General features: G+C 74.1%; 10 protein-coding genes. 4 read left to right on the top strand and 6 right to left on the bottom strand.

The genetic code is table 11. The features are described 5' to 3' along the window. Nucleotides 1–14 precede the first annotated feature (14 nt). Nucleotides 15–2,396 carry a xanthine dehydrogenase family protein molybdopterin-binding subunit gene (locus CRP29_RS11145; protein WP_245852741.1) on the top strand — a complete coding sequence of 794 codons (2,382 nt, stop codon included), beginning with the start codon at nt 15–17 and terminating at the stop codon, nt 2,394–2,396. Between the two features lie 14 nt (nt 2,397–2,410). Here CRP29_RS11145 and CRP29_RS11150 read toward each other — a convergent pair whose 3' ends face one another. The 4 genes from CRP29_RS11150 to CRP29_RS11165 are packed head-to-tail and all read right to left on the bottom strand — an operon-like array spanning nt 2,411 to nt 6,524. Then, the gene (locus CRP29_RS11150; RefSeq protein WP_097195116.1) at nt 2,411–3,166 is read right to left on the bottom strand and encodes a hypothetical protein; all 756 of its coding nucleotides are present in this window, start codon (nt 3,164–3,166) and stop codon (nt 2,411–2,413) included. After that, entirely contained in the window at nt 3,166–4,377 is a 1,212-nt protein-coding gene (gene serA / locus CRP29_RS11155) for a phosphoglycerate dehydrogenase (protein WP_097195117.1), read from the bottom strand. The genes CRP29_RS11150 and serA overlap by 1 nt, the downstream gene beginning before the upstream one ends. A 52-nt stretch (nt 4,378–4,429) precedes the next feature. Then, entirely contained in the window at nt 4,430–5,353 is a 924-nt protein-coding gene (locus tag CRP29_RS11160; RefSeq protein ID WP_097195118.1) for an alpha/beta fold hydrolase, read from the bottom strand. 55 nt (nt 5,354–5,408) lie between these two features. Continuing rightward, entirely contained in the window at nt 5,409–6,524 is a 1,116-nt protein-coding gene (locus CRP29_RS11165) for a hypothetical protein (RefSeq protein ID WP_097195119.1), read from the bottom strand. Nucleotides 6,525–6,749: 225 nt separating this feature from the next. Between CRP29_RS11165 and CRP29_RS11170 the strand changes: the two genes are divergently transcribed. Then, a complete protein-coding gene (locus CRP29_RS11170) occupies nt 6,750–7,976 on the top strand; it encodes a metallophosphoesterase (RefSeq protein WP_245852742.1) in 1,227 nt (408 codons plus the stop codon). A 36-nt stretch (nt 7,977–8,012) separates the two neighbouring features. Here CRP29_RS11170 and CRP29_RS11175 read toward each other — a convergent pair whose 3' ends face one another. Beyond that, nucleotides 8,013–9,866 carry an AMP-dependent synthetase/ligase gene (locus CRP29_RS11175; protein WP_097195121.1) on the bottom strand — a complete coding sequence of 618 codons (1,854 nt, stop codon included), beginning with the start codon at nt 9,864–9,866 and terminating at the stop codon, nt 8,013–8,015. A 229-nt stretch (nt 9,867–10,095) separates the two neighbouring features. Between CRP29_RS11175 and CRP29_RS11180 the strand changes: the two genes are divergently transcribed. Next, nucleotides 10,096–11,157 carry a porin PorA family protein gene (locus tag CRP29_RS11180; RefSeq protein ID WP_176522926.1) on the top strand — a complete coding sequence of 354 codons (1,062 nt, stop codon included), beginning with the start codon at nt 10,096–10,098 and terminating at the stop codon, nt 11,155–11,157. Nucleotides 11,158–11,168: 11 nt separating this feature from the next. After that, complete coding sequence (locus tag CRP29_RS11185) at nt 11,169–11,687, top strand: acyl transferase (protein WP_097195123.1); 519 nt, start codon at nt 11,169–11,171, stop codon at nt 11,685–11,687. Between the two features lie 30 nt (nt 11,688–11,717). Here the strand turns inward: CRP29_RS11185 and CRP29_RS11190 are convergent, their stop codons facing one another. Continuing rightward, a complete protein-coding gene (locus tag CRP29_RS11190; protein ID WP_097195124.1) occupies nt 11,718–13,064 on the bottom strand; it encodes a phosphoribosyltransferase family protein in 1,347 nt (448 codons plus the stop codon). Between the last annotated feature and the right edge of the window lie 105 nt (nt 13,065–13,169).

The following is a 13,169-nucleotide window of genomic DNA, read 5'->3' on the forward strand; positions in this document are numbered from 1 at the left end:
GCCAGGTTCCGGGCATGGCGATCTCGGACACGACCAGCGGGATGCTGCCCGGGGGCAGCATCCTGGGCACCCGGGTACTGCGCACCGAGGACCCCGGCTTCCTGACCACCGGCGCCGTCTACACCGACGACCTGGTCGACGAGCGGCTGGCCGGCGCCCTGCACGTGACCTTCGTGCGCTCCCCGGCTGCGCACGCGCGGATCACCGGGATCGACACCTCGGCCGCCGCCGGCATGCCCGGGGTGGTGGCCGTCCTGACCGCCGACGACCTCGACGCGCCGGCCCAGCGACCGGCGATGCCGATGTACCCGAAGCCCATGGTCCAGCCGCTGCTCGCCCGCGACGTCGTCCGCTTCGTCGGCGAGCCCGTCGCGGTGGTGCTCACCGAGGAGCTGTACCAGGGCGAGGACGCCGCCGAGCTGGTCTCGGTGGACTACGAGCCGCTGCCGGTCGTCGTCGACCCCCGGGGGGCGCTGAGCGGCGAGGTGCTGCTGTACCCCGAGGCGGGCACGAACGTCTGCTTCGCCGGCCCCGCGAAGGCGGCGACGGCCGCGCCCGGCGACGACCTGGCCGCCGCCGAGGGCGCCACCGACGACGGCGGGGCCGCCACGACGGACGCCTTCGCCGACTGCGAGGTCGTCGTCACCCAGGAGATCGTCAACCAGCGCGTGGCCGTGGCGCCCCTGGAGGTGCGCGCGGCCGCCGCGGCGTGGGGCGAGGACGGGCGGCTGACGCTGTGGCTGCCCAACCAGGGCGCCCAGGGCAGCAAGCGGGCGGCGCGCGGCATGCTCGGCCTCCCCGCCGACCAGGTCCGGGTCATCACCCCCGACGTCGGCGGCGCCTTCGGTGGCAAGTTCGGCGCCGACGTCGAGCACGTGGTCGTCGCCCTGGCCGCGAAGCACGTCGGCCGGCCCACCACCTGGGTGGAGACCCGCTCCGAGAACATGCTGGCGATGACGCACGGCCGCGGCCAGGTGCAGACGGTCACCATCGGCGGCGACCGGGACGGCCGGATCCGGGCCTACCGGCTGCACGTGCTCCAGGACGCCGGCGCCTATCCGAAGATGGGCGCGCTGCTGCCGTCGCTCACCCTGCTGATGGCGCCCGGGGTCTACGACATCCCCGTGCTGGAGACCTCCTTCCAGAGCGTGGTCACCAACACGACCCCGATCGGCGCCTACCGCGGTGCGGGCCGGCCGGAGGCGACCGCGGCGATCGAGCGGGCCGTGGACCTGTTCGCGGCCGAGATCGGGCTGGACCCGGCCGACGTCCGGCGGAAGAACCTGGTCGCCCCCTTCACCGAGCCGTGGATGAGCAAGGGCGGCGCGCTCTACGACTCCGGCGACTACCCGGCGGCGCTGGACGCCGTGCTCGAGGCGGCGGACTACCCCGGGCTCCGCGCGGAGCAGGCAGCCCGACGCGAGCGTGGCGACGTCCGCCAGCTGGGGCTGGGGTTGTCCGTCTACGTCGAGATCACCGGTGCCGGCTCCGAGGCCGGCGACCCGAACGAGAACGCGGTCGTCGAGGTGCACCCCGACGGGTCGGCGACCATCCTCACCGGCACCTCCCCGCACGGGCAGGGGCACGCGACCGCGTGGGCGATGCTGGCCAGCGAGGAGCTCGGCATCCCGGTCGAGCGGATCACCCTCAAGTGGGGCGACACCGACCTGGTCCCGAAGGGCGGCGGCACCGGCGGATCCCGCAGCCTGCAGCAGGGCGGCGCGGCCGTGCGGCAGGCCGCGGGCGAGCTGATCGAGCTGGCCCGGCAGCGGGCCGCCGAGGAGCTGGAGGTCGACCCCGCCGACCTGGTGGTCGACCGCGAGCTCGCCGGCCTCCGGGTGGCCGGCGTCCCCGGCACGTCGGTCTCGTTCGCCGCGCTGGCGGAGAAGGAGCGGCTGTTCGTCCGCAGCGTCTTCACCGCCCCGGGCGCCACCTACCCCTTCGGCGCGCACGTCGCCGTCGTCGAGGTCGACGTCGAGTCGGGCAAGGCCGAGCTCGTCCGGCTGATCGCACTGGACGACGCGGGCGTGATCATCAACCCGCTGCTCGCCGAGGGGCAGCGGCACGGCGGCCTGGCGCAGGGCGCGGCGCAGGCGCTGCTGGAGGAGGTGCTCTACGACGCCGACGGCAACCCGACGACGTCGACGTTCGCCGACTACCCGATCGTCTCGGCCACCGAGCTGCCCACCTTCGAGCTGGTGACCACCGAGACCCCGACCAGCTACAACCCGCTCGGCGCCAAGGGCATCGGCGAGGCCGGCACCATCGGCGCGACCCCCGCGGTGCAGAACGCGGTCATCGACGCCGTGGCCCACCTCGGCGTGCGGCACGTCGACATGCCGACCACGCCGATGCGCGTATGGCGGGCGGTCCAGGGCGGCGCCAGCGCCGGCTGATCGCAGCCGTCGGGTCAGCCCTCGGCGTGCAGCCGGTACAGCGCGGTGTGGTGGACCTGGAACACCGGCTTGTCGCCGGCGAGGACCAGCGCGTCGTATCGGACCTCGTCGTGCCGGCCCCGCCGGCCGACGTGCGTGACACGACCGTGCGTCGTGAGCACCACGGGCAGGCGGGCGACGCCGAGGAAGCGGCAGTCGCTCGCGGTGTGGATCCAGGGCCCCAGGGCCACGTTCTGCATGAGCAGCCGGTGCACCGCCTTCATCAGCATCCCCGGGTGCGCCCACCCGTTGTCCCGGTACAGCGGCAGGGGTTCACCGATCGCGTCGAGGTACCACTCGTTCCGCTCGACGGTGCACAGCTCCGAGACGCTGCCGAATGGCCCCACGACCGGGTCCGCCACCAATCCGGGCCCGCGCGCCACCTCCGGGAAGCCGGCGAGGTCGGCCGGGTCGGCGGTCCGGTCGGCGGAGCCCACGCAGCGGACCTCGCCATCCGGGCCGGTGGCGGTGAGCCGGCCGTCGGCCAGCTCGACGAGCAGCTCCTCGCCGTCGTACACCGGGCGGCGGAAGCGCACGTCCACCCGCCCCTCGGACAGCCACTGCTCGCCCCAGGCGGCCACCAGCGGCGTGGTGATGCGGGCGAAGAGCTCCACGCCGGGGACCAGCGCACCGGAGAAGCCGAGCTGCCGGGCGACGCCGTCCTCGTGGATCTTGTTCGCGGCCTCCTCGACGACGGAAGCGACGAACCGGTGCGGCGCGGGGGCGTCCATCAGGCGGTCCGCAGCGGACCGTGGATCGTCAGCCGGACGCTCTCGGGCAGCGCCCGCAGTGCCGCGAGCAGGCCGGGTGGGAGCTCCGCGCTGACGTCGGTCACCACGTAGCCGAGCTGTCCCCGGGTGGCCAGCACCTGGCCGTCGACGTTGAGGCCGTGCTCCCCCACCAGGGCGTCGACCCGGGCCAGGACGCCGGGGACGTTCCGGTGCAGCAGCCCGAACCGCTCCACCGAGCGCCCGTGCAGCGCGACCGTGGGCAGGTTGACGCTCAGCGTCGTCGTCCCCGAGGCGAGGTAGTCGACCAGCTTGCCGGCGACGAAACGGCCGATGTCGTGCTGGGCCTCCTGGGTCGACCCGCCGACGTGCGGGGTGAGGATGACGTTGGGCAGCCCCCGGAGCACCGAGTCGAAGGCGTCGCCCTGCTCGGCGGGCTCCTCGGGGAAGACGTCGACCGCGGCGCCGGCGATGTGGCCGCTGAGGATGTGCTCGCGCAGCGCCTCGTGGTCGACGACGAAGCCGCGGGAGAGGTTGAGGAAGAGGCTGCGCGGGCGCATGCGGGCGAACTGCTCGGCGCCGAACAGCCCGGCGTTGCCGCCCCGGCCGTCGACGTGCAGCGTGACCGCCTCGGCCCGCGCGAGCAGCTCGTCGAGGCTGCCGCAGCGCTCGGCGTTGCCGAGCGCGAGCTTGTCCTCGAGGTCGTAGTAGAGGACCCGCATGCCCAGCGCCTCGGCCAGGACCGACAGCTGGCTGCCGATGTTGCCGTAGCCCACGATGCCGAGGGTCCGGCCGCGGATCTCGTGGCTGCCCGACGCCGACTTGTCCCAGGTGCCGGCGTGCAGGGCCTTGTCCCGGTCGAGCAGCCGCCGGGCCAGGCTGATGATCTCCGCGATCGCCAGCTCGACCACGCTCCGGGTGTTGGAGTACGGCGCGTTGAAGACGGCGACGCCGGAGGCCGCGGCGGCGGCGAGGTCGATCTGGTTGGTGCCGATGCAGAAGGCGCCCACCGCGACCAGCTCGGGACACTGCCGGAGCACCTCGGCGGTCACCTGCGTCTTCGACCGGATGCCGAGCAGCGCCACGCCGTCGAGGGCGGCGACCAGCTCGGCCGGCTCCAGCGCCCCACGCCGCGTCTCCACCGCGTACCCGGCCGCGGTCAACGCGTCGACCGCGACCGGATCGATGTTCTCCAGCAGCAGGGCCTTCGACATCCCATGACCTCCTCGACCACGAGACCAGCGGCGGCCTCGGGGTACCCCGAGGCTAGAGCCCTGCCTGCTGCACGAGATCGTCGAGGACCCGGTCCATCCGCATGACGAGCGACACGTGACCCTCACCCTCCACGAGGTGCGCGCGTGCGCCGGCGACATGCCGGCTGAGCCACACGGCGTGCGCGAACGGCACCATGCGGTCCTCCGTCCCCTGCCAGATGGACACCGGTACGACGATCTCGCCCATGTCGAAGCCCCACGGCCGGCTGTGCGTCAGGTCGTCGTCGCGCCAGCCGACGATGCCCTGCATCCCGGCCCTGCGCGTCGAGGCAGCGAGGTACTCCGCGAGTTCCCCGGTCAGCGCGGCCTTGTCGACGTCGGGGAGCAGCGCGCCCATCCCCAGGACGATGAGATCGGCCGTCACCGAGAACATCGGCGCGCCGTGCTCCTCCAGGTACGCCGCCAGCGCGTCCGCACCTCGGCCCACGGCGGTGTACTCGGCGACGTTCTCCGGAGCCATCCCGGCGAGCAGGTCCAGACCGGCCGCATCCGGGGGCGCGATGCCCACCCCGCAGGTCGCCGCGCGGCATCGGCCCGGCAGCATCGCGGCGCAGGCCAGCGCGCGCGGACCGCCTCCCGACCAGCCCAGCGTGATGAACTCGTCCAGGCCTAAGTGGTCCAGGATGGTCGCGGTGTCACGGGCGTCGTCGGCGACGGTGGCCGTGCTCACCGCGTCGGAGCGCGGCGTCGACCGCCCGTAGCCGGGCCGGGAGTAGGCGATCGTGCGCAGCTGCCGGGCCGATGCGGGCCGCTCCAGGATCCCGTACGGGACGGCGGCCTGCGGGGTTCCGTGATGGAAGACGAGCGGGAACCCGTCCTCCGGTCCCGTCGTCAGCACCTCCAGCACGCGCCCGTCCGGAGTGGGGACCAGGTGCGTCGCGTGGCTGGTCGGGTCGGTCGTCCGGTCGGGCGCCATGCTCGTCAGCCTGCCCTGCCGACGACCGGCGACCGGAGCCGGGCCGGGCACCCCGTCAGGAACGGGTCCAGCGGCGGTACCCCTGCGCGGCATCCGAGGCGACGCGCTCCCACCGGGACGACATCGTCGGGTCCGCGCCCAGCTGCACCTCGGCTCGCCAGCGGTAGGTGGTGGGCCACCGGCGGAAGACGGGCACGACGGTCGTGACCAGCCGCATCAGCCACGGCAGCGGACCGGGCCGCCACCGTTCCGTCACATCCATCTCCAGGGTCACCCGCCCGCCCTGTCGCGTTCCCGACCACGCGCCACCGGTCACCCGGGCGCCGTCGACCGACACGTGCCAGCGCCCGGCTTCGACCGCGCCGTCGGCGAGGAGTCGGAGATCCGGCAGGGCGGGCTCGAGCGCGACCCGGGCGCCATGGCCGCCTCCCTCGGCCACGACGGCCTCGATACCGGTCCCGTCGGGAGTGAGCTCCAGACGCTGCCCGGCACCCGGTGCGCGCAGGGCACCGTCGTGGTCGGAGTTGAGCTCCACGGCGCAGAGCGGTGCCGCGTACTTGATCAGGTGCCGCCGGTGCAGGCGGGCGCCGGGGAGCCGTCCCGTCGAGGCCTCGCGCCCGCCGATGCGGATCGTCGGACGTGTGCCGGTGACGCGAACCAGGTCGAACCCGCTCAGCCACACGAGCAGCAGTGCCTTCGGCCGGTCGATCCCGGCGCCGACCGGCGCCAGCAGCTGCGCCCGGCGACGCCGCCGGCCGTCGCGGTCGTCCACGAGGACGTCGACCTGGCGCCCGTCGACGTCGGTGAACCGCACCTCGGCCCGGACCCCGTCCTCGGTGACCTCCAGCCGGGCGACCCGGAAATCGGTCTCGGTCCAGGACCCGGTGCCCCCGCCGATCTCGTAGCCACCGGGGTCCAGGCGGAGACCCCGCTCCGGGTAGTAGTCCACGCGCCGGTCGACCCGGCGGGACAGGAAGGCGAGCATGCCCCTGCCGTGGACGTCGTCGTCGAACCACTGCAGCTCCAGACCGTCGTAGGTCGGATCGTCGGCGAGCTCGACGTTCAGGAAGCGCGCGATCGGTGACACACCCAGCGAGAACGGGCACAGCGGGCCGAGGCCCGTGCGCTGCGGGCCGCCGCGAAGGGGTGGGACGTCCGGGAGCCCGCGCACGACACCTGCCCTCCCGACCACACCCCGCGGCCCCGGCGTCGCCGGGCCGTCAGGGCTTCCCGAGTGTCGTGGACCGGGCCGGTCACGACCGGGGTCGTCGGAACCGTCCCGCAGCGACGAAGGTCCTGGGACGGGCGACGGAGCCACCCGAGGATGCGTTCATGACTGCGACCCGTGGTAGGGATGCAGGGGTCGGCGGGGCACGGGGCCGCACCTCCTGATGCCGTGAGCGAGGAGGACCTCCTGTCCGCGATCCAGCTGTCGTTCTGGGACGCCGTCCTGCTCGGCGCGGTCCTCCTGGCGCACGGCTACCTGTGGTGGCGGCTGGTGCACGACACCACGCGTCCGGGACGTGGGCGGCGATGGCTGACGGCGCTGCTCGCCGTCCTCGCCCTCCTGATCACCGTCGCCCTGGCGGTGCCCTACCCGCCGGAGGTGCTCCTGCCTGCCCAGGAGGCCGGCTTCGTCTGGCTGGGCGTGGCCTTCTACGTGATCCTCGGCCTGCTCGTGCTGGAACCGGTCCGGCTCGGCGCACGCTGGTGGCTGCGCCGGCGCGGCGGGCCCGCGCGGTCGGAGCCGGACCAGGGGTCGGAGGATCGGCCGGTCGTCCCGGAGTCGTCCCGCCGCCTGTTCCTGGCCCGGGGCCTCGCGGTCGGGTCCGGTGCGGTCGCGCTCGGGACGGTCGGCGTCGGCATGCGGACGGCGACCGGTGCTCCCGTCGTCCGCCGGCTGCCGGTGACCCTGGCCGGGCTCGACCCCGCGCTCGACGGCTTCCGCATCGTCACGTTCTCGGACGCCCACCTGTCGCCCGGCTACGGCGGGCGGCGGTTCGAGCGGGTGATCGACCTGGTCAACGCCCAGCGACCGGATGCCGTCGCCATCGTCGGGGACCTCGTCGACGGCCGGCTGGAGCAGCTGCGCGAACAGGTGGCGCCGGTGCAGGACCTGGTCAGCGAGCAGGGGGTCTTCTTCGTGGCGGGCAACCACGAGCAGCGCGTCGACACCGAGGCCTGGCTGCGGCACCTCTCCGACCTCGGTGTCCGGGTGCTGCGCAACGAGCGGGTCGCCCTGGGTCGCGGCGGCGCGACGTTCGATCTCGCGGGCGTCGACGCCGCGGACGGCGGGGACCCGCCCGGCCGCGGAACCGGCCTGGACGCGGCCCTCGCGGGCCGGGACCGGTCGCGGCCGGTCGTCCTGCTCGCCCACGAACCCCTGCAGATCGACGCCGCCCGGGCCGCCGGGGTGGATCTGCAGCTGTCGGGGCACACCCACGGCGGGCAGCTGTGGCCGTTCGACTACGCCGTCCGGCTGGACCAGCCGGTGATCGAGGGCTACCGGCGCTACGGCGGCACGCAGTTGTTCGTCACCTCCGGCGTCGGGTCCTGGGGGCCGCCCGTGCGGATCGGCGCCCGCCCCGAGGTCGTCGTGGTCGAGCTGCGCGCTCCCCGGTGAGTCCCGGCGGCACCGTCCCGTCCGCCGGGTCTCCCGCTACACGTCGGAGTCGGCCGCCCCCTCGTACATCGAATCCAGCAGCGACCGGTACCGCGTCTCGATCTGCCGGCGCTTGACCTTCATGCTCGGCGTCAGCTCCTCGGACTCCACCGACATGTCGTGGTCCAGGAGCCGGAAGTCCTTGATCGTCTCCCAGCGGTTGAGCCGGGCGTTCATCTCGTCCAGGCACTCCTGGACGTAGGAGACCACCGCCGGTTCGGTCACCAGGCTCGCGTAGTCGGTGGACGTCAGCCCCTGGGCCTTGGCCCATTGGACGAGGGCGTCGGGATCGAGGGTGATGATCGCGGTGGCGTAGTTGCGCCCGTCGCCGTGGACGATCATCTGGCTGGCCAGCGGACAGACCGCCTTGAACAGGCCCTCGATGGCCTGCGGAGCGATGTACTTCCCGCCGCTGGTCTTGATCAGGTCCTTCTTCCGGTCCGTCACCCGGAGCCGGCCCTCGCGGTCGAGCTCACCGACGTCGCCGGTCGAGAACCAGCCGTCGGGCGCGAGCACCTCGGCCGTGGCATCGGCCCGGTTGTGGTAGCCGCGCATGACGTGGGGACCGCGGATGAGGATCTCGCCGTCCTCGGCGATCCGGATCTCCGAGCCCAGCAGGGGCGCCCCCACGACCCCGGCGCCGGGTCGGTCGAGGTCCGCGACGGTGGCGCCGCCGCTGGTCTCGGTCAGCCCGTACCCCTCCACGACCGGCATGCCGGCCGCCCCGAACCAGTCGGCGATGTCCGAGGAGAGGGCAGCGCTGCCCGAGAGGAGGAACCGGATCCGGCCGCCGAGGCGGTCCCGGACCTTGGACAGGACCAGTCGGTCGGCCACGAGGTGCTGGGCGCGGAGCCACGGGCTCGGGCGCCTCCCCTCCAGGTGCGCGCGCCAGACCTCGGCGCCCGTGGCGAAGGCCCAGGAGAAGAGCCTCAGCTTGATGCCGCCCTCCTGCTCGACGGTCTGCACGACCCTCCCGTGCACCTTCTCGAAGATGCGCGGTGGCCCGGCCATGAACGTGGGCCGGACGACGGCGAGGTTGTCCACGATCCGGTCGAGCCGACCGTCGATCGCCGTGGGGAACCCGATCTGCAGCTGCACCGCCTCCAGCATCTTGCCGAAGGAGTGCGCCATCGGGAGCCACAGGTACTGCAGGTCGTCGGGGCGCACGAGGTGCACGGACTCCGCCGCCGCACCGATGTAGGTCCAGCACCGGTGCGGCAGTTCGACGCCCTTGGGCCGACCCGTGGTGCCCGAGGTGTAGATCAGCGTGGCCAGGTGCTCGGGCCGGATGGCGGCCACCGCCTCGTCGACGGCGGTCGGATCGGACACGAGGAGGCTGGCGCCCAGAGCCTGCAGGTCGGCCAGGCTGATCACCCATTCGCCGTCCGGCTCACCGTCGAACGTGACGACGCGGACCACGTCGGGCAGGTGGTCGCGCTGCGACCGCAGCTTGGCGACCTGCGCGTCGTCCTCGGCGAAGACGATGCGCGCGCCGCTGTCGGAGAGGATGAATCCCACGTCGGCCGTGCTCGTCGTCGGGTAGACGGCGGTCGTCGCGCCGCCCGCGCACATCACCGCCAGGTCTGCGTACACCCATTCCATCCGGGTGCCGCTCGCGACGGCGACCCGGTCCTCGGGCCGGATCCCCAGGGCGAGCAGCCCGGCAGCGGTGACCGTCACGGTCTCCCCGGCCTGCGCCCAGGTCACCGACGTCCAGCCGCCGTCCCCGTCCGGGTGACGGAACGCCTCGGCGCTTCCGCTCGCCGCCACCCGGTCGTGGAACAGCCGGGCGAGCGATGCCGCCGGAACGGGCAGTGCGCCGGTCTCGCTGGTCCTGGTCGTCGTCGTCATGGCTCCTCCGTCACGGTGGGTCGCCATGGATCCTCCGGTTCCCGCGCACGCTGCGGTACGGGCGAAGGTCATGCGAGCGGGGGACGACGGGAGGGCCATTGGCCCCTGCACCGACCTCGTGCCCTGCCGCGCCCTCCGGCCCTGCGCGATGGGGCCCAACGGCTGCGGTGCGACGCGACGCGGATCCCCAGGCTGGAACCGTCCCAGACCCGATCTCCCGGGAGCCACCGTGCGACTCACCCGCTCCTCCGTCGTCCTGGCCGTCGTGGGCGTCCTCCTGCTCGCCGTCGCCGCGGTCGTCCGCTTCGTCGTGGTACCGGCGGTGAGCAAGCTGCCGGCCGACACCGACATCCTCCAGGAGTTCGAGGGCACCTACACCGGGCTCGACCCGGCCGCGCTCTCGGGCGGCTCCGAGGACGTCCTGCTGGAGGACGCCCCGGTCGAGGCCAGCCGGCGGATCGACGTCGAATCCGTCGACGGCGACACCGCGATCGTCGTCCGCACCGTCGAGCGCAGCATCGACGGCGTGGCGGACCCGTCGCGCTCGCTGCGCTACGCCATCGACCGGACGACCGAGGAATCGACGACGCCACCCGAGGGTGCCGGGGACGTCGTCGACAGCGAAGGCCTGGTCTTCACGCTGCCGATCAACCCCTCCACCGACGAGGACTACCGGCTCTGGGACCAGAACACGGCCGAGGCCTACCCGCTGACCTACCAGGGCGAGGACTCCCTGGAGGGCCGCACCGTCTACCTCTACGGCTCGACGATGGAAGGGACGGTCGCCGACCCGGAGTCCCTGGGGCTGCCCACCTCCGTGTCCAAGGAGCAGCTGATCGCGCTGGCGCCCGCGCTGCTCGACCTGCTGCCGCCCGACCTGGCCGGGCAGCTGCCCGCCGTCGTCCCGCTCCTGCCCGACACCATTCCGCTGAGCTACACCTCCGTCTACGACGTGACCATCTCCGCCGACGCCGAGCTGGGCGCGACGATCGCCGGGACGTCCAACCAGGTCATCACCGCCCAGCTGCCGCTCGGCCCGCAGACCGTCGAGGTGCCGTTCTCGACGGTCGAGCTCTCCTCGACCGACGCTTCCATCGCCGACCGCGCGGCGGACACCGCGGACAGCGCCACGCAGCTCAACCTCATCCGGACCGTGCTGCCGATCGTCGCCGTGGCGCTCGGCCTGCTGCTCCTGGTGGCCGCGCTGCTGCTGGCCCGGCGCGCCGGCCGGCGTCCGCAACAGGCCACGTCGGACACGTCGGCGTCCCAGCGCTCCCCGCAGTCCGTCTGATCGCACGGCGCATGATGACGACACCCCGTGCGCCCCGACGGCGCGCCTCGCGGTCGTGCGCGGCCCTGGTCGTCGCGGCCGTCGCGCTCACCGGCTGTGGCGACGACGACGACACCACCACCCCGGCGACGAGCACGTCGGCAGGCGAGACGTCCTCGGGGAGCGCGCAGCCGTCGACCACCCCGAACGCTCCGGCGACGACCCGGACTCCGCCGCCGCCCCCCACGCCGAGCCCGACGGCGGGGACGGCCATCCCCGGAGAGGCGCTCAGCGCCGCCCAGGTCGCCGAGCTGCAGCACGCGGTCGACGAGGGGCATCAGCCCTGGCGCCTCGACATCGCCGCGGTCGCCGAGGCCTTCACCAGGGGCGAGCTCGGCTGGACCGACGCCCAGGTCGCCCTCGCCGATCCGCACACCGCCGAGGTGACCAACGGGGCGGACGGCCGCATGGTGACCCTGCAGCTGCGCCAGCCCGCGCGGGAGGGCGCCGACGGGATCTGGATCGTGGTCAGCGGCGTCTGGCTGAACTGAGGGACGTTCGGGCGAACCCGTCTACCGCCGTCAGGCGGCGCTCCGGGGCGCCCGGGGGAAGTGGGACACGAACCAGTCGCGGGCCAGGTGCGCCGCCGCCTCGAGGGTGCCCGGCTCCTCGAACAGGTGCGTGGCGCCCGGGACGATCTCGAGGCGGTGCTCGCAGCGCAGCCGGGCCGCGGCCCGCACGTTCAGCTCGAGGACGACGTCGTCCCGGCCGCCGACCAGCAGCAGCGTCGGGGCGCGGACGTCCTCCAGCCGCGGGCCCGCCAGATCCGGCCGTCCACCGCGGGACACCACCGCCGCGACGTCCGCTCCCGGCTCCGCGGCGGCCCACAGCGCCGCCGCCGCCCCCGTGCTGGCGCCGAACCAGCCCATGGGGAGGGGCGCGCAGCCGGGTCGCCGGCGCAACCAGGCGGTGACCTGCGACAGCCGCCCGGCCAGGAGCGGGACGTCGAAGACGTTCCTGCGGTCCTGCTCCTCGCCCGGAGTGAGCAGGTCGAAGAGCAGGGTCGCCAGTCCGGCCTCCTGCAGCACCCGGGCGACGGCGCCGTTGCGGGGGCTGTGCCGGCTGCTGCCGCTGCCGTGGACGAAGACCACGATGCCCAGCGGATGCGCCGGAACGGTCAGCCGCCCGCCCAGGCGCACGTTCCCGGCGACGACCTCGACCTCCTCGTCCCGCCCCGGGTCGTCGCCCGCCGGGGGCCGGGGATCGACGGTGGCGGCCTCCTCCAGCAGCGTCAGGACCTGCTCGTCCGGAACGGGGCGGAAGTCGTCGTAGGCCTGCCCGACCGCGACGAAGTCCGCGGGCGTCGTCACGACCACCAGTTCGTCCACCTCCCCGCGCAGCACGTCGGCGGTGCTGGGCGCGCACGCGGGCGCCGCGAGCACCACCCTCGACGCGCCCTGCGCGCGGGCCACCTGACAGGCCGCCCGGGCCGTCGCCCCGGTGGCGATCCCGTCGTCGACGATCACCGCCGTCCTGCCCCGGAGGGGCACGCGGAGCCGGTGCGCGCGGAAGCGCGACGCACGCAGCTCCACCTCACGACGCTCCCGCTGCTCCGCGACGGCGACCTCTCGCCGGCCGACGCCGGACCGGGCGAGGACCTCGTGGTTCAGCACGACCACGCCGTCCTCGCCCACGGCGCCCATCGCCAGCTCGGACCGGCCCGGCAGACCGAGCTTGCGCACCACGATGACGTCCAGCGGCAGGTCGAGCCGCCGCGCCACCTCGACGGCCACGGGCACTCCCCCGCGTGGCAGGCCCAGCACCACCGCGTCCTGACCGCGCAGGTGCGCCAGCCGCGCGGCCAGCTGCCGACCGGCCTCGGTGCGATCGGGGAAGATCGCCCGCGCCGTTCCAGCACCGGTACTCATCGCGCCTCCTCGCAGCCGTCCCGGCCCCACCCTCGGGCACCCGGGCGGGGCGCGAGCAGGGCGCAACGTCCCGGTATCCCGGGCGACGAGAGCCGCATGTCCGTG

The sequence above is a fragment of the Blastococcus aggregatus genome, assembly GCF_900221005.1.
GTDB classification, from domain to species: Bacteria; Actinomycetota; Actinomycetes; order Mycobacteriales; family Geodermatophilaceae; genus Blastococcus; species Blastococcus aggregatus.